This window comes from Roseovarius sp. Pro17 (genome assembly GCF_035599575.1).
GTDB lineage: Bacteria > Pseudomonadota > Alphaproteobacteria > Rhodobacterales > Rhodobacteraceae > Roseovarius.
Window position 1 is genome coordinate 296,889 of record NZ_CP141179.1, and the last position, 19,672, is coordinate 316,560.

A 19,672-nucleotide genomic window follows, 5' to 3' on the forward strand; every position below is an offset into this window, starting at 1 on the left:
CACCTTTGCCTGCGCCGGTTTTAGGCGGCTCAGCTTCGGATGAAAAGCAGCCGGGCGACCGGACGGCCCGAGAAAATTTGCAAACTTTCTCGTTTGGCGCTTTGGATTTAAGGGTTTCGCAACAGATTAAGTGCCAAATCAAGTGTAGCCAAGAGGGCGGAGGGCAGTTAAAGGGGCCATTCCCTCGCACAAACGAATGATGACAGGACGCACATTTTGAGAACCTCGCTGGCCGCCTTTGCCAAGACCATCACGATGCCCGATCTGCGCGTCATGCAGGACGAAACGTTCAGCGTCGCGCGGGTGCGGATCGAGCTGTTGGCGGGTCTGACGGTCGCGCTGGCGCTGGTGCCCGAGGCGGTCGCATTTGCCTTTGTCGCGGGTGTGCATCCGCTGGTCGGGCTCTATGCCGCGTTCCTCGTCGGCCTCGTCACGGCTGTGATTGGCGGGCGGCCCGGCATGATATCGGGCGCGACGGGCGCGCTGGCGGTGGTCATGGTGGCGCTGGTGGCGCAGCACGGGGTCGAATACCTTTTTGCGACTGTGGTGCTGATGGGCGTCCTTCAGTTGATCGCAGGTGCGCTGAAATGGGGCAAGTTCATCCGCCTCGTGCCGCATCCCGTCATGCTCGGCTTCGTCAATGGCCTCGCCATCGTGATCTTTCTCGCGCAGATGAGTCAGTTCAAGGTGCCGGGAACGATGGTGGATACCGGCCACGGCGTCGGCGGCGGCGTGTGGCTGAGCGGTCAGCCCCTGCTGATCATGCTGGGCCTCGTCGGACTGACCATGCTGATCATCTGGGTGATGCCGCGTATCACGCGCGTCATTCCTGCACCGCTGGCGGGCATCGGTGTGGTTGCGGCGCTGGTTATCGGATTTGGTCTTGATGTGCCGCGCGTCGGCGATCTGTCGTCGATCAAGGGCAGCTTTCCCAGCTTTCACAATCCCTTTGGCGAAGGCATCGGGCTTTATGGCACTCCGCTTGCGCCGTTCAACCTTCAGACACTTGAGATTATTCTGCCCTATGCCATCATCCTCGCGGCGATCGGCCTGATCGAAAGCCTGCTGACGCTGAACCTGGTGGGCGAAATGGTGGGGCGCAGAGGCGGTGCCAGCCAGGAATGTATTGCCCAAGGTCTGGCGAACACGCTGACCGGGTTTTTCGGCGGTATGGGCGGCTGCGCGATGATCGGTCAGTCGATGATCAACGTCAAATCGGGCGGGCGCACGCGTATCGCCGGAATCGCGGCGGCGCTGTTTCTGTTGATCTTTATCCTCTTCGCCGCGCCGCTGATCGAGCAGATTCCGCTCGCGGCCCTTGTTGGCGTGATGTTCATGGTGGTGATCGGTACGTTCGCGTGGAATTCATTGACCATCCTGCGCAAGGTACCGCTGACCGACGCGATGGTGATCGTGCTGGTGACGGCGGTGACGGTGAAATACGACCTCGCCATCGCGGTGGTCGTCGGTGTCATCGTCTCGGCGCTGGCTTATTCATGGAACAATGCGAAACGCATCCACGCCACGACCAAGATCGACGAGAGCGGAGCGCGCGTTTACAGCATCGAGGGGCCGCTCTTCTTCGGCTCTGCCGAGGGGTTCGGCGAGATTTTTGATGTGGAGGGTGACCCCGACACCGTGATCGTGGATTTCGATCAGAGCAGGGTGGTGGATCAGTCCGCGCTACAGGCGATCGAGACGTTGGCGGGCAAATATCAGGTGGCTGGCAAGGCCCTTCAGCTGCGCCATCTCAGCCGCGATTGCCATCGCCTGCTGACCAAGGCAGGGCACCTGATGATCGACAGCGACGACGATCCCGAGTATCAGATCGCGGTGGATTACGGCGTGCGCACCGGCGTTCTGGGGGCCGGGCATTGACGCGGGCTGCGTCGCTTGGATGATGAGGACACGTGAGATCTGATGGATTTCGATCTGAATGAGGCGGCTAACATCGCCACCTCGCGCCTTGACAGTTATCTAGGGGCGCTCGTGGCGTCGACGCCAAAGATACTGATCGCAATTCTGATTATTTTGCTGACCTGCGCCGCTGTTCGTTTGACGGGATTTGTCGAGGGCCGCGTCGCGGCGCGACTGCGGTTGCGTCAGAACCTTGTCGACGTGTTGCTGATGATGACGCGTGTACTGTTGTGGCTGGGTGGTATCCTCATCGCGCTGACGGTCATCTTTCCTACCATCACGCCGGGCAAGGCGCTGACGACCCTTGGCCTTGGCTCCATCGCCATCGGGTTTGCCTTCAAGGATACGTTCGAGAATTTTCTTGCCGGTATCCTGATACTGCTGCGCGAGCCCTTTGCGATAGGCGACTACGTCGAATGCGAGAGTGTCGAGGGCCGGATCGAGGCGATCACCATCCGCGACACGCGCATCCGGCAAACCGACGGCCAACTGGTCGTCATGCCCAATCACGCGCTGTTTCAAAATCCCGTCACCGTGCGCACGGACAAGGATTTGCGCCGCACCACCATCATCTGCGGCGTTGCGCGCAGCGAGGATGTGGATCGCGCCCGCGATGTGATTCGCACGGCGGTCGAGGCGCTGGATACCGTCCGTTCGGATATCAAGGATGTTCAGATTTTCGCCCAGAGCTTTGGGGATGCGTCCATCGATTTCGAGGTGACGTGGTGGACCGGCTCCAGCCCGCTTGATATCCGCAGGTCACGCGATCAGGTCGTCGCAGCGGTCAAGCGGGCGCTGGACGAGGCGGAGATTGAAATTCCCTATCCGTACCGTGTGCTGACCTTCAAAGGCGGGGTGCCGATCGAAATGGTTCAGCCCACCGGCAAAGAGGCGGGCGACCAAGACTGACCCCCGCATATTCGGTCGCAATTGTGCCGTGCCGGGCACCATGCTAAAGCGTTTTGCCTTAACTCTGGATCAGGAATTTCGGCAAGACGCGCGACGCTCAAATGTCTCGAGCGTCACGCGAAATTTCGAGAGGCGGCGCGGTGCTGGAACTGAGGCCTGAAACGGAAGACGACTGGTGGGAGGTCGAGGCGCTGCTGGACCTGTGCTTTGCGCCGGGCCGCGAGGCGTTGTCGTCTTACCGTCTGCGCGATGGATTGCCGCCTGTTCCCGGCCTCAGCTCGGTTGCGCGGGACGAAACTGGCATTCTGGCGGGGGCCATCCGGTATTGGCCTGTGCAAGTGGGCTCGGTCACCGCGCTGCTGCTGGGGCCGATCGCGGTGCATCCGACGCATCAGGGCGAGGGGCTAGGCGCTTACCTCATGCGCAGTTCGCTGGCCGTGGCACGAACTGGCGGCTGGGACCGGGTCATGCTGGTGGGGGACGCGCCCTATTACGGCCGCTTCGGATTTCAGCGCCTCGCCGAAGTCGAGATGCCGCCGCCGACGAACCCCGACCGGGTGTTAGGCTTGGATCTGATGCCGGGCGCATGGCGCGGAATTGCTGGTAAAGTGACGCGGGGCGCTTGAAACCCGGTCGCGATGCGCCGATTTATAACCCATGATGGATCTTCTTGACCCCCCGATAGACAAGGCCGCCGTTGCCGCACGGCTTGATGCGCTGGTGCGCCGACATGCGCGCGCGGGCAATCTGGGCATACAGGTGCTGAACGTGGTCGGCGGGCGCGCCGAGGCGCTGCTGGACCGGCTGCCGGAGGGCGTGCGGGGCCGCCTTGAGGGTGGCACGGGTCAAGCGCTGGAAGTAGCGATGGGCGCGGCCAACCGCTCGCGCGGGATGGTGGGAACACAGCCAGGATGGCTGAACCGGGCGCTTACAACGGCGATGGGCGCGGCGGGGGGTTTTGGCGGATTGCCAAGTGCGCTGGCCGAATTACCCATCACCACGACGATCCTTTTGCGTGCCATTCAGGATGTTGCGGGTGAATATGGCTTTGATCCCACCGAAGAAGGTGTGCGCTTTGACTGCGTGCAGGTCTTTGCCGCCGCTGGCCCGCTGGATCATGACGACGGTGCCGATCTGGCATTTCTGACGACACGCGTGGCGGTGACCGGCAAGGCGATGCAGGCGTTGATCGCGCGCGTTGCGCCGCGTCTCAGCGTTGTACTGGGGCAAAAATTGGCGGCACAGACGATCCCGGTGCTGGGCGCGGCGGCTGGGGCGGCGACGAACTACGCCTTTACCAGCTACTACCAGCAAATGGCGCATGTTCATTTCGGTCTGCGCCAACTCGCCATTGAGGCGGACATGAGCCACGCAGAGGTGCTGGAGGCGTTCCGAGCACGTGTCGAGACGCCGGTGAAACGGGGCTGAAACCGCGCGCGCCTTATAGTTTTTCGCGAAGATACTCCATGACAGCGGGGCGCACCGATTGGTCGCCGCGCCGCCCGGCGTCGTCTATGACGGCGCGCAGTTCGTTCAGATCGGTGCGGCGCAGGATCGACTTGACGGGGCCGATGGAGGCGGGGCGCATCGACAGCGCGCGCAAACCGATGGCGGCGAGGCACGCGGCCTCGACGGGCCGACCCGCGTCCTCGCCGCAGAAACTGAGAGGAGTGTTCGTGGCGATGCACCGCTCGACGATGCCCTGCAGGAAGGTAAGAAAGCTGACGTTCAGCGTGTCATAGCGGCGGCGCACGCGCTCGTTCTCGCGGTCGGCGGCGAAAAAGAACTGTTTCAGATCGTTGCCGCCGATCGAGAGGAAATCGACGTCACGGTAGAACTGATCGGGCGCGTAGGCCAGACTGGGCGTTTCCAGCATCGCGCCCAGCTTTAGCGTTTCGGGCAGGGGGTGGCCAAGGATGCGCTCGCGCTCCAGCGCCTTGTCCAGTTCGGCGCGGCCTGCGTCGAACTCTTCGCGTTGGGCGACGAAGGGGAACATGATCGTCAGGGGGCGGCCCTTGGCGCCGCGGATCAGTGCCTGCAGTTGCATCCGCATCACGCCGGGTTTGTCGAGGCCGACACGGATCGCGCGCCAGCCCATCGCCGGGTTCGGCTCATCCGTTGGCTTCATATAGGGCAACACTTTGTCCGAGCCGATGTCGAGCGTTCGGAACACTATGGTGCGCCCCTTGGCGGCGTCTATGACACGGCTGTAAAGCTCGCTCAGCTCGGCGCGTTTGGGCATTTTCGAGCGGATGAGGAATTGCAACTCTGTGCGGAACAGCCCGACGCCGTCGGCACCCGAGCCCTCGAGGCTCGGCAGATCGGCCATCAGACCCGCGTTCATTGTCAGCGACAGGGTGCGCCCGCAGAGCGTGGTCGCGGGTTTGTCGCGGATCGAGGCGTAGCGCTCCTGTGCCTTGGCCTGCATCGCCATCTTGTCGCGAAAGGCGGCGTAGACGTTGTCGTCTGGGCGCAGATGGGCGATGCCCTGATCGCCATCGACGAGGATCGGGTCGCCATTTAGTGCTTCGGTCGTGATGTTCTTGGCGTGGATGACCAGCGGGATCGCCAGCGCGCGGGCGACGATGGTTGCGTGGCTACCGACGGCACCTTCCTCCAGCACGATGCCTTTCAGGCTGCGGCCATAGTCCAGCAACTCGGCGGGGCCGATATTGCGCGCGATCAGAATGGGATCGGGCGGCATCTCGGCGCCGGTTTCAGTGCATTGCCCGGTCAGGATACGCAGCATGCGATTGCTGAGATCATCCAGATCATGGAGTCGGTCGCGCAGATAGGCGTCGGCCACCTGACCCAGACGCGCGCGGGCGGTCGATTGTTCCTTTTCCACCGCTGCCTCGGCCGAAAGACCGCGGTTAATGTCCTGCTCCATCCGCCGCATCCAGCCTTTGGAGTTGGCGAACATCCGGTAGGCTTCGAGCACCTCCAGCTGTTCCTTGTCGCCAAAGCGCGCGCTGCTGAGCATCCGGTCAACGCCGACGCGCAGCTCTTCGACAGCCTCGTTGAGGCGCTCCAATTCGCGCACGGGATCTTCGCCAATGAGGTTCGTGACGATGACGCGCGGCTCGTGCAGCCAGACATGCCCGCGCGCGGCGCCTTCCTGAGCGGTCGTGCCGCGAAACAGCACAGCGTGCTGATGGCGCGCGGCCATGGCCGCCCCTTCGCCGATGAATGCGCCCAGCTCGGCCATTTCGGCTAGGACCATGGCGACGACCTCGACCGCGTAAACCTCTTCTTCGGAGAAACTGCGGGAGTCCTTGGACTGCACCACCAATACGCCCAGCTTTTCGCCAAGTCGCTGGATCGGCACACCCATAAAGGACGAATATCCCTCTTCGCCGGTGCCGGGCATGAAGCGAAAGCCACGCGTGCCCGGCGCATCGTCGGTGTTGATGACCTCGCCAGTGCGCGCAACGCGACCCACCAGACCCTCGCCCAGCTTCATGCGGGTTTCATGCACGGCGGACGGATTCAGGCCCTCAGTGGCGCAAAGCTCAAGCGTTTCTTCGTCGCGAAAAAGGTAGATCGAGCAAACCTCGATGCGCATTTCCTCGGCGATAAGGTGCGTAATCTGATCCAGGCGCGCCTGACCTGCGGCGTCCTCGGCCATGACGGCACGAAGGCGCCCCAGCATCTGGCGGCTATCGGTCTGGAAATCGTCGCTCATAGGCGTATCGCTTTCGCAACTGTCTGTCGCCGGCAAGGGACTAATTGCGCGATTTTGCGCGCCCTAGCCTGCCTTGCCCAAATCAAAGGTATCATGCAGTGCCTGCACGGCGAGTTCCATGTATTTCCGGTCGATCAGCACGGAAATCTTGATTTCCGAGGTCGCGATAACCTTGATGTTCACGCCCTCGTTGCTGAGCGTGCGGAACATTTGCGCCGCGACGCCTGACTGGCTGCGCATGCCGATTCCGACCGCCGACACCTTGGCCACGTTCGTATCGGCGACCAGATCGCCATAGTCGATCTGTCCCGCTGCGACAGCATCCTTTAATGCCTTCTCCGCGCGTGCCACCTGATCGGTGGGGCAGGAGAAGGTCATGTCGGTGCGCCCTTCTTCGGAGATGTTCTGGATGATCATATCGACATTCACGCCTGCGTCGCTGAGCGGGCCGAAAATCGCGGCGGCGATGCCGGGGCGGTCGGCGACCGACAGAAGGGTCATCTTGGCCTCGTCGCGGGAATAGGCGATGCCGGTCACAACTTTGGATTCCATGATTTCCTCCTCGGCGCAGACAAGGGTGCCGGCGTCATCTGATTGTTCCTCAAAGCTGCTGACCACGCGCAGCTTGACGTTATAGCGCATCGCCAGCTCGACCGAGCGGGTTTGCAGCACCTTGGCGCCCAGACTGGCCAGCTCCAGCATTTCCTCATAGGCGATGCGGTCCAGCTTGCGCGCGTCCGACGAGATGCGCGGATCGGTGGTATAGACGCCGTCGACATCGGTATAGATATCACAGCGCTCGGCGCCAAACGCGGCGGCAAAGGCGACGGCGGTAGTGTCCGATCCGCCCCTGCCCAGCGTGGTGATGCGGCCCTCGGGGCTGACGCCCTGAAAGCCGGCGACAACAGCGACGCGCATGCCCTCAGCAAATTTAGCCATGATGTTTTCGGGCGGAATATCGTCGATCCGGGCGGCGGAATGGGCGCTGCTGGTGCGCACCGGCACCTGCCAGCCTTGCCAACTGCGCGCGGGTACTTCCATTTCCTGCAACGTGAGCGCCATGAGGCCGGCTGTCACATTCTCGCCCGAGCTGACGACGGCGTCGTATTCGCGCGCGTCATAGAGCGGCGATGTTTCACCTACCCAGCCGACCAATTCGTTCGTCTTGCCCGACATGGCGCTGACGATGACGATGACATCATACCCCTTGGCCACCTCAACGCCCACACGCTTGGCCGCGCGCCGGATACGGTCGAGGTTGGCGACGGATGTTCCGCCGAATTTCATCACGAGAACGGGCATTGCTAGCGTCCCTTGCGGCAAGTTCGCAGGCGGTTTACGCGGGGGCGGGGTTGAGGGCAAGAGCGGCGCGCGCCCTATGGGATCAGCCGCGCGCCTCGCGCGCCATTTCGTGCAGCGCCGCCATGGCATCATCGGCGCGATCAACCGGCACAAAGAGGTGATCGTGGTAGTAGCCCGAGACCGGATTGACGCCCATGCCCAGCCCCGCCAGCCGCGTCGTCACCTTGGCGAGAAAACCGACAGCATCCAGCGCCGAGTGGACGTCCAGCGTGATCATCCGACAGGTGAACATGTGATCAAGGCCAGCGTCATCTGCCGCCTCTTTTGTGACGATGATGGTGGTGCCTTCGCCCTCCTGCATGATCATGCGGGGCGCTAGACCAAGTGGAACGTCCCGACCCGGCAGCGTGACAAAGACGTAGGTATCCGCGTCCAGCACGGGCGACATCCCCGCAACGAGGCGTTTCAGATCATGTTCACCGGTCATGGTACCCCTCGAAGCGGTTTCTGGAGTTCGCTCACAGATCACCCGGCGCGGAATTTGTCCAGCGTGGCGCGCGTCAATTCACCTTGCGCGCGGGTCGAAACGGCAGGGGCATGATCGGCACGCCGTCCTCCAGCAACTTGCGCGCCTCAGCAGGGCGCGCCTCGCCGTGGATGGGGCGGGTGGGTGATGCGCCCTCGTGCATCTCGCGCGCCTCATGGGCGAAATCGGTGCCGACATACTCCGAGGTCGCCTCTATCTTGCGGCGCATCTCTGCCAGCGCCTGTTCGGCGGGTGAGGCGGGCGCGCTAAGCTGGCCTTTGGCACTCTCGCGCAGGGCCGGGCGGGCGCGCCCAGATTGCACGCTGGGGGCCATGATGGTTTTTTCGATATCGGTATCGCCGCAGACCGCGCAGCCGACCATGCCGCGCGCGGCCAGCGTGTCAAAGGCGTGTGCAGACTGGAACCAGCTGTCAAAGCGGTGGTCCTGTGCGCATTTCAAAGAAAACTTGATCATCGTTCAAAGGTCCGGTGAAGACCCTTTATATCTAGCTGAGATTGCGCAAAAATCAAGCGGCAGGGGCGGCCGGTCCGCATGTTCAACCCTTGACCTGTGCGGGGTCGAAATGGCGGATCATATGTGCCAGATCAGGCTCATCCACCAATGCGGCAGCCTTTTTCGGGCGCAGCCACTTGCGCTTGCGCTCCTGCGCTTCGGGATATTCGGACGCAAGTTCGCGCACCTTCATCGCATAGACCATGATCACACACGGCAGATCGTCTTCGCCCTCCATCGCCTTGCGATAGGAGTAAAGTCCGAGGCAGCGGTCATACATCCGCCCTCGCACGCCGGCCTCTTCCCATGCTTCGATCTCGGCACTCTCCGCCGGGGTCTTGCCGTCCATGGGCCAGCCCTTGGGCACAATCCAGCGCTTGGTGCGGCGGCTGGTGACCAGCAGCACCTCAGGCTTGCCGCGCACAATGCGAAAGCAGAGCGCGCCGAATTGCGTGCGCACATCGCTTTTGTGCGCATCGTTCAGATCTATGGGAATTTGCGCCGCTGGGGCGATGATGTCGCTGTTCATGCCGTTCTTGTGCCTGCCGCGTCATTACGCGATTTTGCTCTTGCTTTGGGCAATTATATGGCGAGGATCGTCAAAATAACAACTGCTTGCAGCGGGCCGTGTCGCGACAGCGCTGAAAACCGCCTCGGTGACGTGCATAATGAGGAGGCAGGAAAATGTGGATTGATGCATCATATGACCACCTCTGTGCGCGGCTGCGAAAGGTAGGCGTGGCAGCTGCGACGGCCTTGCTGCTGACGGTGCCCGGCGCACAGGCCGACGACGGGATTATCGTCTTTGCCGCCGCGTCGCTGCGCGATGCGATGGACGATATCACCGCGCTTTATCCGGGCGAGGTCGCGGTATCGCTGGGCAGCAGCGGCCTGCTGGCGCGCCAGATCAGCGAGGGCGCGCCCGCTGACGTGGCGGTGCTGGCCAACACGGACTGGATGGACTGGCTGGAGCGGGAGGGCGTCGTCGACCCCGCGCGCCGCGTCGCGCTGGTGGGCAATGCGCTGGTGCTGATCGCGCCTGCCAATGCGCCCGATTTGAGCGAGGCCAGAACTGAGGCGCTGCTGGCACGCCTCGATGGGGGACGTATCGCTATCGGTCAGACACAGAGCGTTCCAGCAGGCATGTATGGCCGCGCGTGGTTGGAAGCCTCGGGCATGTGGGACAGTATGATGCCGCATCTGGCCGAGACCGACAACGTGCGCGCCGCGCTGGCGCTGGTCGCGCGGGGCGAGACGCCTTTGGGTGTCGTCTATGCCACCGACGCGGCGGCCGAGCCGGACGTTCGCGTGGTTTACCGAGTTCCCGAGGGGATGCATGACCCTATCGTCTATCCCGCCGCGCCGCTGAGTGATGCGGGCGCGCCGTTCATGGCGTTCCTGCAAGGCGCTGAGGCACAAAAAGTTTTTGAGGCGCACGGATTTGTCCCGCTGACGGTCGTGCCCTGATGCTGGACGCCGCAGCATATGCGGCGCTGACGCTGTCGTTGAAGGTATCGCTGGTCGCGGTGATCTTTAGCCTGCCGCCGGCGATTGCGGTGGCGTGGCTGTTGGCGCGGCGGCGGTTTCCCGGTCACGCGCTGGTCAGTGCGCTGGTGCATCTGCCGCTGGTGCTGCCGCCGGTCGTGACGGGCTATCTGTTGCTGCTGACCTTCGGGCGCAATGGCTGGGTGGGCGGCGCGCTGGCGGAGGTCGGCATCGTTTTCGCCTTTCGCTGGACCGGCGCGGCGTTGGCGGCGGGGATTATGGGATTTCCGCTGATGGTGCGCGCCATCCGTCTGTCGATTGAGGCGGTCGATCCCAAGCTGGAGGAGGCAGCAGCGACGCTGGGCGCGGGCCGCTGGGCGGGGTTCGTGCGTGTGACGCTGCCGTTGATCGTACCGGGGATACTGGCGGGAACGGTGCTGGGCTTTGCCAAGGCGATGGGCGAATTCGGCGCGACGATCACGTTTGTCGCCAACATTCCGGGCCAGACGCAGACGCTGCCCACGGCGATCTATTCATTTCTTCAGGTGCCGGGTGGCGAGGGGTCGGCGCTCAGGCTGGTGATATTGTCGGCCAGTGTCGCGATTGGCGCGGTGCTGATATCAGAATGGCTGGCGCGGCGCATGGCGGCGCGGATCGCCGCATGAGGCTGAGCGTCAATATCGCGCATCGTCTTGGCGGTTTCGCACTGGAGGCAGCGTTTGATGCGGGGCCGGGTGTGACGGCCCTTTTTGGCCCATCAGGATCGGGCAAGACGACCATCGCCAATGCGGTTGCAGGGCTTTTGACGCCGGATACTGGCCGGATTGCGCTGGGCGAAGACGTGCTGGTTGACCGAGCGGCGGGCGTGTGCCTGCCAGCGGCGCAGCGCCGGATCGGCGTCGTCTTTCAGGATGGGCGGCTGTTTCCGCATTTGACGGTGGCGCAGAATATCGCGTTTGGCGCGCGCTATGCGCCGCGCGGCGCGCCGGGGCTGGATGGCGGCACCATTCAGCAGATGCTGGGCATTGGCGCGCTGATGCAGCGTCGCCCTCGGGGCCTCTCGGGCGGCGAGCAGCAGCGCGTCGCCATCGCGCGCGCGCTCAGCATGCGCCCGCGCCTCTTGCTGATGGACGAGCCGCTGGCGGCGCTGGACGGTCCCCGCAAGGACGAGATTCTGCCCTATCTGGAGCGTCTGCGCGACAGCGGTGCGGTGCCCATCGTCTATATCACCCACGCCATGGCCGAGATCGCGCGCCTGGCCGACCGCATCGTGATGTTGCGCGACGGGCGTGTTCTGCGCGTGGGCGATGTGACGGACGTTTTGAGCGATCCGGCGATGGTGCCGCTGATCGGCGTGCGCGATGCAGGATCGGTTTTGATCGCGCGCGTGGTCGAGCGAAATCCGGGTGGTCTGAGCCGCCTCGCAATCAGTGGCGGCGAATTGCGCCTGCCGGGCATTGAGGCCGATCTTGGAAAATCATTGCGTATCAGGATATTGGCGCAGGATGTTCTGATTTCCCTGACACGCCCCGAAGGCCTGTCGTCGCGCAACATCCTGCCTGCGGTGGTCGAGGCAGTGCATCGCGGCGACGGACCCGGTGTGGCCGTATCGCTGAAGCTGGGCGAGGATCGGCTACTGGCCCGCATCACGGCGGACGCGATGGATGAACTGCGCCTTGTGCCGGGCCTTGATTGCTATGCGGTGCTCAAAGCAACGGCAGTGGCGCGGGCGGATATCGGGGCGATGACAGGTTGAAGTCGTTGTCTTATTGCTGTCTCATTTAGCAGTCTGCTCAGTAAGTGCAGGCTATATATTGCCAAAATCGAACAATTAACTCATTCCGCCAGATGGCAGGCCGCCATGGTCCCGCTGTCGCCAATTGCGCGTAGTTGCGGGCGCTCTGCGCGGCAGATGTCCTGCGCGATGGGACAGCGCGGGGCAAAGGGGCAACCGAGAGGCAGATTCACAGGATCGGGCAATTCGCCGGGCTCGCGCGGGGCGTCGAAGGAGCCGCCGCTCAGCTGCGGGATCGCGTCAAGCAGGAGCTGCGTATAAGGGTGTTTGGGGTCGCGATAGATCGTCTCGGTCTGGGCAAGCTCCATGATTTGGCCCAGATACATCACCGCGACGCGATCGCCGAAATGCTCAACGACGCTGAGGTCGTGGGTGATGAACATATAGGTTAGATCACGTTCGTCCTGCAAGTCATTCAGAAGGTTTAGAATCTGCGCTTGGATCGACACGTCGAGGGCCGAAATCGGTTCATCTGCGACGATGAACGCGGGATTGGTCACCAGCGCGCGGGCGATGGCGATACGCTGGCGTTGACCGCCGGAAAACTCGTGCGGCAACTTGCGTTGCCAACTTTGATCGCAACCAGTCGCGTCCAGCACGTCCTCGACCTGTCGACGCACGTCGTTGGCCGATTTTTCCGGCATCAGGTGGCGGATCGGCTCAGCCAGCGTCTGAAACACATTGCGGCGCGGGTTGAGCGAGGCGTAGGGGTTCTGAAACACCATCTGCATGTCTGCGCGCACTGGTTTACGCTCGGCCTCGTCCATCGTGTCGATGCGTTGACCGCGGAAGTAGATCTCGCCCGCTGAAGGGGTCAAAAGGCCCATGATAGCGCGGCCCAGCGTGGTCTTGCCGCAGCCGGATTCGCCGACGACGCAAAAGGTTTCGCCCTTTTCGATCTTGATATCGACGCCGGAGAGGGCGTGCAGCACCGGCTTTTCCCGGCTGAGGAAGTGAGTGGGCAGCGCAAAGCGCATTTCCAAGCCGCGGGTTTCGACGATGGGATCACTCATAGCGCGGCCTCCGCATCTTCGTGCATCGGATGGAAGCAGGCGACGCCGTGTTCCAGCGGCGGCATGGTCGCGCGGCACTCGTCGCTCGCCCGCTCGCAGCGGGGGTGGTAGGGGCATCCCTCGGGCAGGTTCGTGATCGGCGGCATCGAGCCGGGGATCTGGTAGAGCTTGGCACCCTTGGTCGAATTCTGAGGCAGCGCCTTGAGGAGGCCGACGGCGTAGGGATGTTTGGGCGAGTCGATGATGTCGCGGGTGCGGCCCGTCTCGACGCATTTGCCAGCGTACATGATCATAAGGCGCTCGGTCACTTCGGCAACGACGCCCAGATCGTGGGTGATGAGGATCAACGCGACGTCATTCTCGCGACAGAGCGTCAGGATCAGCGACATGATTTCAGCTTGGATCGTGACGTCGAGGGCTGTTGTCGGCTCATCCGCGATGATGATTTCGGGGTCTGTCAGCAAGGCGATGGCGATGACGACACGCTGCCGTAGGCCGCCAGAAAGCTCATGCGGGTAGGCCTTCATACGGCTTTCGGCCGAGGGAATGGCAACGAGGTTCAGCTTTTCAACGCTGAGGCGGTGCGCCTCGCGAGTGGAAATGCTGCGATGCGCCTTGAGCGTTTCGATCATTTGGGTGCCGATGCTCAGAACCGGGTTCAGCGTGACCATCGGATCCTGAAAGATCATCGAGATACGGTTGCCGCGAATGCGTCTGATCTGCCGGTCGGACATATCCAGCAGGTTGTCGCCGTCGAAGGTGACGGAGCCTTTGGTGACGCGACCCGGCTCGGCGATGAGGTTCAGGATGGCAAAGGCCAGCATGGATTTGCCAGCACCGGATTCGCCGACCACGCCGAGGCGTTGGCCTTTTTCCAGCGTCAGATCGACACCGCGCAGGGCCTCGACCTCGCCCTTTTTGCCGCGCGGGAAGGCGACATGCAGATCCTTGACGTCCAGCAATGCCATCAGTCGTCCCCCCGGCGCAGTTTCGGGTTCAGCACATCGCGCAGCCAGTCGCCCAAGAGGTTGAGCGCCAGCACCAGCGCAACCAGCACGAGGGCCGGGTAGAGCGTAATCCACCACGAGCCGGAAAAGATGAACTCAAAGCCTGAGCGGATCAGCGAGCCAAGCGATGGTTTGTCCGTCGGCATCCCCAGTCCGAGGAACGACAGGGCCGCCTCGGTCATGATCGCTTCGGCGACCTGGATGGTCGAGATGACCAGAACCGGCGTCAGCGTGTTGGGCAGGATATGACCCCACATCACCTTGCGCGCGGGCAGGCCAATGACGCGGGCGGCGTCGACATATTCCTTGTTCTTTTCGCCAAGAACCGAGGATCGGACGGTGCGCGCGAATTTCGGCCATTCGGCGACGCCAATGATGATGATCAGCATAAAGATGGCGTAGTCGGCGTAGATATTCGCATCGAATGCGGTCTGAAAGAGGGCCAGCGCGATAATGGCGATCATAAGCGTCGATAGCGACATCTGGATATCGGCGAGGCGCATCAGGAAGCTGTCAATCCAGCCGCCTTTGTAGCCCGCCCAAAGGCCCAGCGTTACGCCAAGAATGCCCTGAACGATTACCGCACCGATGCCGATGATCAGCGAAATGCCGGTGCCGTACATAATCGTGCTGAAAACGCCGCGCCCCTGCGTGTCGGTTCCCAGCCAAAAGCGTTCGTCGCCGCCCGTCCGCCATGAAGGGGGCAGATCGCTGTCCATGATATTGAGTTGCAGCAAATCATAAGGGTTCTGCGGCGCGATCCACGGGGCCAGCGCGGCCATCAGGACCAGGAACAGCAGGACGATACCGGCGCCGATGGCGACAGGGTCCGACAGGAAGCGTTTGAGAAAGCCGCGCCATGTAATCATGCCTTGGCCCCCGGCAGTTTAACCATCGGATTGATCAGCGTGTAGACGAAATCGACGATGGTGTTGACGACCACAAAGATGAGGCCGACGACGATGATGTAGGCGATGATGAGCGGGGTATCGACCCGATTAACCGCCTCAAGGAACAGAAACCCCATGCCGGGCCACTGGAACACGGTTTCCGTCAGGATCGTGTAGGCGATCAGCGTGCCGATCATCAGGCCGCCCACGGTCACGACCGGCAGTAGCGTGTTACGAAAGGCATGGACATAGCGCACGCGCGGCGTGCGCAGGCCCTTGGCCTTGGCAAAGCGGACGTAATCGGTGCCCATCGCCTCCATCATTTCGGCGCGGATGAGACGGATAAAGAGGGGCAGCATTATCGAGCTGAGCGCGATGCAGGGCAGGATCAGATGCGCCAACCCGTCCAGCGTGAGAAATCCGGTGTCCCAGCCCCAAGGCAGCTCGAGTGTATCGCCGCGCCCGAACGCGGGCAGCCATTGCAACTCAACCCCGAAGAGCCAGACCAGCAGGATCGCGGTCAGAAACACAGGGACGGAGATGCCGATGATCGAGGCCGTCATGAGCGTCTTGGCCAGCCATCTGTCGTGATTGATGGCGCAATAGATGCCGCCGGGTATGGACAGGCCGAGAAAGATGACCACGGAACCAAGGACCAGTTCAAACGTGGCTGGAAATTTGTCCATGATGACTTCGAGCGCGGGCCGTTTAAAGAAGTAGGAGGTGCCCAGATCGCCCTGCACGGCGTTGCCGAGAAAGCGGGCGTATTGGACGAAAAAGGGATCGTTCAGGCCCAGTTCGCCGCGCAGCGTATCGCGATCCGCCTCCGAGACGGATTGACCGACCAGTTCGCGTAGCGGATCGCCAAGGTTATCCTGTATCGAAAAGCCGATCAGCGAGATGACGAACATCACGATCACAGCCTGAATGGCGCGTCGGATGAGGAATGCGATGATGTGCATGGTTGGCTATCGTCTCTGGCGGATGCTGGAGGGGCGAGACCCGGAATGGGCGGGCGCCGTCTAGGCCGGGAAGGGGTGCCGCGTCAAGCCGAAGAACCGACTGACGCGACGGCGGGCCGGATGAACCGACCTGCCTGAGGTTTTTATTCCTCGATGACGAGATCGCCCAGGTAGGGGAAGTTCATCACGTTGAGGACCGGTTCGATGTCGACGCCCTTGCGCGCGGCCCAGGCCAGATCTTGCCAGTGCAGCGGCACGAATGCGGCATCGTCATAGAGGATCTTTTCGATCTTCTGCAGCATTTCCGCGCGCTTGCCTTCGTCGGTTTCGGTCAGCGAAGCCGTTGTCAGTTCGTCCACTTCGGGGTTCGAGTAGTTGCCCGAGTTATACTGACCCTTGCCGGTATCGGCGTCGGGCGTCATGGCGAGGAACTCGCTAAAGTTGGCGCTGTCCTCGGTGTCCGAATGCCAGCCGATCATCATGAAGTCGGCCGCGCGCTCGTCGAACTTGGGCCAGTATTGCGCCTTGGGCATGGTGGTCAGATCGATCTTGATCTTGATCTGGGCCAGCATCGCCGCAGCCGCTTCGCAGATTTTGTAGTCATTTACGTAGCGGTTGTTGGGGCACATCATGGTGGCGCTGAAACCGTCGGCATAACCTGCCTCTTCCATCAGTGCCTGGGCTGCGGCAACGTCAAAGCGCGGCTTTAAATCGGGGTTATGACCGACATAGCCTTCGGGCGATTGCTGTGCTGCAACTGTGCCGAAGCCCTTCATGATCTTCGACACGATACCTTCGTTGTTGATGGCATGGACTATGGCCTGGCGCACCTGCTTGTTCGCCAGCGCCTCGTTGCGTTTCTGGTTCATTTGCAGCGTGATGATGCGCGTGCCGGACATGGTCACCAACTTGACGTTGTCATCGCCTTCGATCCGCTCCAGATCGGTGGGCGGAACGGGCGCGATGAAGTCGACGTCACCCGACAGCAGGGCGGCGACGCGCGTTGGCGCCTCCTTGATCGGGGTCAGGATGGCGGTCTGCACGTTGCCGGGGCTGTTTGTGTCCCAGTAGTCGGGGTTGCGCTTGAAAACGACCTTCACGCCCTGCTCACGTTCGGAGACGGTGAACGGGCCGGTGCCGGAGATGTTCGATGAGGCGAAGCTGTCGCCATGCTTGATGATCTCGGCGCCGCCTTCCTCATAGAACTTCTTGTCCATGGGGAAAACATAGGTGGCGGTGTTCAGGATCAGCGGGCTGGGGCCATCGGTCTTGACCTCGACAGTGTAGTCGTCGATCGCGGTCGCAGAGGTCCAGTTGCCGAAGATTCCCTTGAAATCGGCCGAGGTTTTCAGGCGATCAATGGTCCAGACGACGTCTTCGGCCGTCAACTCATTGCCGGAATGGAACTTGACGCCTTCGCGCAGCTTAAAGCGCATGGTGGTGTCGTCGACACGCTCCCATTCCGTTGCGAGGCGCGGATCGAAGCCGTGATCGACATTCCAGCGCAGCAACGGGTCAAAGACCATGTGGCTTTGCTGGATCGTGCCGCTGGACAGTTGCTCGTGCGGGTCCATCGAAACGGGATCGGCGTCATAGGCGAAGTTCAGTGTCTGTGCCGAAACGAGGCTGCCAGCGCCCAGTAGAAACGCGGTGGCCGTCGCCGTGGCGAGGTGTCTAAGTGTTTTCATGAAAAAATCTCCCTGATCTTTGTCGGGGCGGGCATCATTGATGACGCTCCACCTTCGCGAATACGGAAAGGTGTCGCGATTCTTGGCTGGTGTAAAGGCTGCCGTTAGCGCCGCCGCTGGTGGATGCGGACGAAAGCGTGCGCGGAATCAGGCATATGGAATGGTTTTCCGGCGCCGTTACACTGCTCTGCCAGTGCGCCAAGGCGACCTTGACCCTCACCGACACCGCCATTATTGATCAAAACGCTCAGGCATAGACGCCTGGTGGGTGGGGGCGCTTTCTTGGCCGAACGGTTGATGTATCGCATGGCATGGGTCGTGGCCGCGCTGTGTGTGGCGCCTATTCTGGCCGCCACGCTGGCTGCGCTGGGCGGCGATTTGGCGACGTGGCGGGATGTCCTGTGGTCCGTCCTGCCGCGCTATACCGCGACAACGCTGGCATTGGTCGCCATCGTGGGTAGCGGGGCGGCGGTGATCGGCACGTCGGCGGCGTGGCTGGTGACAGTTTATCGTTTCCCCGGTGTGCGCTGGCTGGAGATCGCGCTGGCGCTTCCCTTGGCGTTTCCCGCCTACGTGCTGGCCTATGCCTATACGTCGCTGCTGGATCACCCTGGCCCGGTGCAGACGCTGCTGCGCGACGTTACCGGATGGGGTCCGCGCGACTATTGGTTCCCCGAAATCCGCAGCCTCGGGGGTGCCGCCCTGATGCTGACCATGGTCCTTTATCCTTATGTCTATCTGCTGGCGCGCGCCTCCTTCCGCCAACAAAGTTCGAACGCCTTTCTGGTGGCGCGCACGCTGGGCCGATCGCCGCTGGCGGCATTCTGGTCGGTGGCACTGCCCATGGCGCGGCCCGCCATTGTGGGCGGCACGCTGCTGGCCATCATGGAGACGATCGCGGATTTCGGTACGGTCGCGTTCTTCAACGTCCAGACCTTTGCCACCGGGATATACCAAGCGTGGTTCGGCCTCGGTGATCGCGCGGCAGCGGCGCAGTTATCGCTATGCCTGCTCACCTTTGCGCTATTGCTGGCGGGGCTAGAGCGGGCGCAACGAGGGGGCGCACGTCGTGCATCGCGTGGCGGCGCACGCTTTGAGGTGCTGACCCAGCCCCGTCTGACGGGCTGGCGCGGCTGGGGCGCGACTGCGATTTGCCTGACCCCGGTGCTGATGGGCTTTCTTATTCCTGTGATCATGCTGGGCATGATGGCTTGGGGATCGGGGCAGAGCCTGCTCGCGCCGCGCTACGTGAATTTAATGAGCAATTCGGTTTCGCTGGCGGCAATCGCGTCGGTGCTGACGGTGATCGGCGCGATCCTGATCGGTTTTCGCGCCCGCACGCATCCGGGACGCACATCGCGCGGATTGGTGATCGGCGCGGGCCTTGGCTATGCGGTGCCGGGCGGCGTGATCGCCGTGGGGCTGATGGTGCCGCTCGCGGGTCTGGATAACGTCATCGACCGATTCATGGAAGGCAATTTCGGCATCGATACGGGGCTGCTCATCACCGGATCAATCTGGCTGATGGTGCTGGCCTACATGGCGCGGTTCATGGCCGCCGCACTTAATGCCTACGACAGTGGCATGGCGACCGTGCCGAGCCATTTCGACGCCATTGCGCGCAGTCTAGGCCAAGGACCGGTCAAGCTGCTGTGGCGGGTCCATCTGCCGGTTGCGCGCACATCGGTGCTGACAGCGCTGCTGATTGTCTTTGTCGACGTGATGAAGGAATTGCCCGCGACACTGATTCTGCATCCCTTCAATTTCGACACGCTGGCGGTTCAGGCCTATAGACTGGCGGCGGATGAGCGGCTGCGCGAGGCGGCGGTGCCGTCGCTAGCGCTGGTGGCGTTCGGCCTGATCCCCGTGCTGCTGCTATGCCGCACCATCGGACGCGAAAGCACGGCGTCGTGAGCACTGCCACAAATTCCCGCCGCGCCCTTGCGGCCCCTTGGGCGCGATACTAAGACTCCCTTAGG

General features: G+C 62.4%; 18 protein-coding genes. 8 read left to right on the top strand and 10 right to left on the bottom strand.

The window, feature by feature from the left end; genetic code table 11:
• Positions 1-255 precede the first annotated feature (255 nt).
• The 4 genes from U3654_RS01450 (at position 256) to U3654_RS01465 (ending at position 4,254) form a co-directional block, all read left to right on the top strand.
• Positions 256-1,878 carry a SulP family inorganic anion transporter gene (locus U3654_RS01450; RefSeq protein WP_416384613.1) on the top strand — a complete coding sequence of 541 codons (1,623 nt, stop codon included), beginning with the start codon at positions 256-258 and terminating at the stop codon, positions 1,876-1,878.
• A gap of 42 nt (positions 1,879-1,920) precedes the next feature.
• Complete coding sequence (locus U3654_RS01455) at positions 1,921-2,826, top strand: mechanosensitive ion channel family protein (protein WP_324753590.1); 906 nt, start codon at positions 1,921-1,923, stop codon at positions 2,824-2,826.
• A 140-nt stretch (positions 2,827-2,966) separates the two neighbouring features.
• A complete protein-coding gene (locus U3654_RS01460) occupies positions 2,967-3,452 on the top strand; it encodes an N-acetyltransferase (protein WP_324753591.1) in 486 nt (161 codons plus the stop codon).
• Positions 3,453-3,486: 34 nt separating this feature from the next.
• Complete coding sequence (locus U3654_RS01465; RefSeq protein ID WP_324755357.1) at positions 3,487-4,254, top strand: EcsC family protein; 768 nt, start codon at positions 3,487-3,489, stop codon at positions 4,252-4,254.
• A 13-nt stretch (positions 4,255-4,267) separates the two neighbouring features.
• Here U3654_RS01465 and ptsP read toward each other — a convergent pair whose 3' ends face one another.
• The 5 genes from ptsP to U3654_RS01490 form a co-directional block, all read right to left on the bottom strand.
• Positions 4,268-6,511, bottom strand: a complete 2,244-nt coding sequence (gene ptsP, locus U3654_RS01470) for a phosphoenolpyruvate--protein phosphotransferase (RefSeq protein ID WP_324753592.1) — start codon at positions 6,509-6,511, stop codon at positions 4,268-4,270.
• A 63-nt stretch (positions 6,512-6,574) separates the two neighbouring features.
• Positions 6,575-7,813 carry an aspartate kinase gene (locus tag U3654_RS01475; RefSeq protein ID WP_324753593.1) on the bottom strand — a complete coding sequence of 413 codons (1,239 nt, stop codon included), beginning with the start codon at positions 7,811-7,813 and terminating at the stop codon, positions 6,575-6,577.
• A gap of 82 nt (positions 7,814-7,895) precedes the next feature.
• A complete protein-coding gene (locus U3654_RS01480) occupies positions 7,896-8,300 on the bottom strand; it encodes an ACT domain-containing protein (protein WP_324753594.1) in 405 nt (134 codons plus the stop codon).
• Positions 8,301-8,373: 73 nt separating this feature from the next.
• Positions 8,374-8,814, bottom strand: coding sequence for a DUF1178 family protein (locus U3654_RS01485; protein WP_324753595.1), 441 nt, complete (start codon positions 8,812-8,814; stop codon positions 8,374-8,376).
• 82 nt (positions 8,815-8,896) lie between these two features.
• Positions 8,897-9,382 carry an NUDIX hydrolase gene (locus U3654_RS01490; RefSeq protein WP_324753596.1) on the bottom strand — a complete coding sequence of 162 codons (486 nt, stop codon included), beginning with the start codon at positions 9,380-9,382 and terminating at the stop codon, positions 8,897-8,899.
• A 155-nt stretch (positions 9,383-9,537) separates the two neighbouring features.
• Here U3654_RS01490 and modA point away from each other — a divergent pair, with 155 nt between their 5' ends.
• Genes modA through modC form a run of 3 tightly spaced genes read left to right on the top strand, consistent with a single transcriptional unit; the run spans position 9,538 to position 12,094 of the window.
• Complete coding sequence (gene modA, locus U3654_RS01495; protein ID WP_324753597.1) at positions 9,538-10,320, top strand: molybdate ABC transporter substrate-binding protein; 783 nt, start codon at positions 9,538-9,540, stop codon at positions 10,318-10,320.
• Positions 10,320-11,003 (top strand): molybdate ABC transporter permease subunit, encoded by a 684-nt coding sequence (modB, locus tag U3654_RS01500; protein ID WP_324753598.1) that lies wholly within the window; start codon positions 10,320-10,322, stop codon positions 11,001-11,003. Before modA ends, modB begins: the two co-directional genes overlap by 1 nt.
• Entirely contained in the window at positions 11,000-12,094 is a 1,095-nt protein-coding gene (gene modC, locus U3654_RS01505; protein ID WP_324753599.1) for a molybdenum ABC transporter ATP-binding protein, read from the top strand. The genes modB and modC overlap by 4 nt, the downstream gene beginning before the upstream one ends.
• 80 nt (positions 12,095-12,174) lie before the next feature.
• Here modC and U3654_RS01510 read toward each other — a convergent pair whose 3' ends face one another.
• The 5 genes from U3654_RS01510 to U3654_RS01530 all read right to left on the bottom strand — a co-directional run bounded on the left by U3654_RS01510 (position 12,175) and on the right by U3654_RS01530 (position 17,693).
• A complete protein-coding gene (locus U3654_RS01510) occupies positions 12,175-13,146 on the bottom strand; it encodes an oligopeptide/dipeptide ABC transporter ATP-binding protein (RefSeq protein ID WP_324753600.1) in 972 nt (323 codons plus the stop codon).
• Positions 13,143-14,114, bottom strand: coding sequence for an ABC transporter ATP-binding protein (locus tag U3654_RS01515; protein ID WP_324753601.1), 972 nt, complete (start codon positions 14,112-14,114; stop codon positions 13,143-13,145). The genes U3654_RS01510 and U3654_RS01515 overlap by 4 nt, the downstream gene beginning before the upstream one ends.
• On the bottom strand, positions 14,114-15,022 hold the full coding sequence (locus U3654_RS01520) for an ABC transporter permease (RefSeq protein WP_324753602.1): 909 nt from the start codon (positions 15,020-15,022) through the stop codon (positions 14,114-14,116). The genes U3654_RS01515 and U3654_RS01520 overlap by 1 nt, the downstream gene beginning before the upstream one ends.
• Positions 15,019-16,005 carry an ABC transporter permease gene (locus U3654_RS01525; protein ID WP_324753603.1) on the bottom strand — a complete coding sequence of 329 codons (987 nt, stop codon included), beginning with the start codon at positions 16,003-16,005 and terminating at the stop codon, positions 15,019-15,021. Before U3654_RS01525 ends, U3654_RS01520 begins: the two co-directional genes overlap by 4 nt.
• 143 nt (positions 16,006-16,148) lie before the next feature.
• Entirely contained in the window at positions 16,149-17,693 is a 1,545-nt protein-coding gene (locus U3654_RS01530; protein ID WP_324753604.1) for an ABC transporter substrate-binding protein, read from the bottom strand.
• 297 nt (positions 17,694-17,990) lie between these two features.
• Between U3654_RS01530 and U3654_RS01535 the strand changes: the two genes are divergently transcribed.
• Positions 17,991-19,607 carry an iron ABC transporter permease gene (locus U3654_RS01535; RefSeq protein ID WP_324755358.1) on the top strand — a complete coding sequence of 539 codons (1,617 nt, stop codon included), beginning with the start codon at positions 17,991-17,993 and terminating at the stop codon, positions 19,605-19,607.
• The last annotated feature ends 65 nt before the right edge of the window (positions 19,608-19,672 follow it).

What these genes read in the sequence shown, in the direction of transcription:
- U3654_RS01475 (WP_324753593.1), bottom strand. Translation starts at nt 7,813, where the DNA reads ATGCCCGTTCTCGTGATGAAATTCGGCGGAACATCCGTCGCCAACCTC.
- U3654_RS01455 (WP_324753590.1), top strand. Translation starts at nt 1,921, where the DNA reads ATGGATTTCGATCTGAATGAGGCGGCTAACATCGCCACCTCGCGCCTT.
- U3654_RS01465 (WP_324755357.1), top strand. Translation starts at nt 3,487, where the DNA reads ATGGATCTTCTTGACCCCCCGATAGACAAGGCCGCCGTTGCCGCACGG.
- U3654_RS01490 (WP_324753596.1), bottom strand. Translation starts at nt 9,382, where the DNA reads ATGAACAGCGACATCATCGCCCCAGCGGCGCAAATTCCCATAGATCTG.
- U3654_RS01515 (WP_324753601.1), bottom strand. Translation starts at nt 14,114, where the DNA reads ATGGCATTGCTGGACGTCAAGGATCTGCATGTCGCCTTCCCGCGCGGC.
- modB (WP_324753598.1), top strand. Translation starts at nt 10,320, where the DNA reads ATGCTGGACGCCGCAGCATATGCGGCGCTGACGCTGTCGTTGAAGGTA.
- ptsP (WP_324753592.1), bottom strand. Translation starts at nt 6,511, where the DNA reads ATGAGCGACGATTTCCAGACCGATAGCCGCCAGATGCTGGGGCGCCTT.
- U3654_RS01510 (WP_324753600.1), bottom strand. Translation starts at nt 13,146, where the DNA reads ATGAGTGATCCCATCGTCGAAACCCGCGGCTTGGAAATGCGCTTTGCG.
- U3654_RS01520 (WP_324753602.1), bottom strand. Translation starts at nt 15,022, where the DNA reads ATGATTACATGGCGCGGCTTTCTCAAACGCTTCCTGTCGGACCCTGTC.
- modC (WP_324753599.1), top strand. Translation starts at nt 11,000, where the DNA reads ATGAGGCTGAGCGTCAATATCGCGCATCGTCTTGGCGGTTTCGCACTG.
- U3654_RS01480 (WP_324753594.1), bottom strand. Translation starts at nt 8,300, where the DNA reads ATGACCGGTGAACATGATCTGAAACGCCTCGTTGCGGGGATGTCGCCC.
- U3654_RS01535 (WP_324755358.1), top strand. Translation starts at nt 17,991, where the DNA reads ATGTATCGCATGGCATGGGTCGTGGCCGCGCTGTGTGTGGCGCCTATT.
- U3654_RS01530 (WP_324753604.1), bottom strand. Translation starts at nt 17,693, where the DNA reads ATGAAAACACTTAGACACCTCGCCACGGCGACGGCCACCGCGTTTCTA.
- modA (WP_324753597.1), top strand. Translation starts at nt 9,538, where the DNA reads ATGTGGATTGATGCATCATATGACCACCTCTGTGCGCGGCTGCGAAAG.
- U3654_RS01525 (WP_324753603.1), bottom strand. Translation starts at nt 16,005, where the DNA reads ATGCACATCATCGCATTCCTCATCCGACGCGCCATTCAGGCTGTGATC.
- U3654_RS01450 (WP_416384613.1), top strand. Translation starts at nt 256, where the DNA reads ATGCCCGATCTGCGCGTCATGCAGGACGAAACGTTCAGCGTCGCGCGG.
- U3654_RS01485 (WP_324753595.1), bottom strand. Translation starts at nt 8,814, where the DNA reads ATGATCAAGTTTTCTTTGAAATGCGCACAGGACCACCGCTTTGACAGC.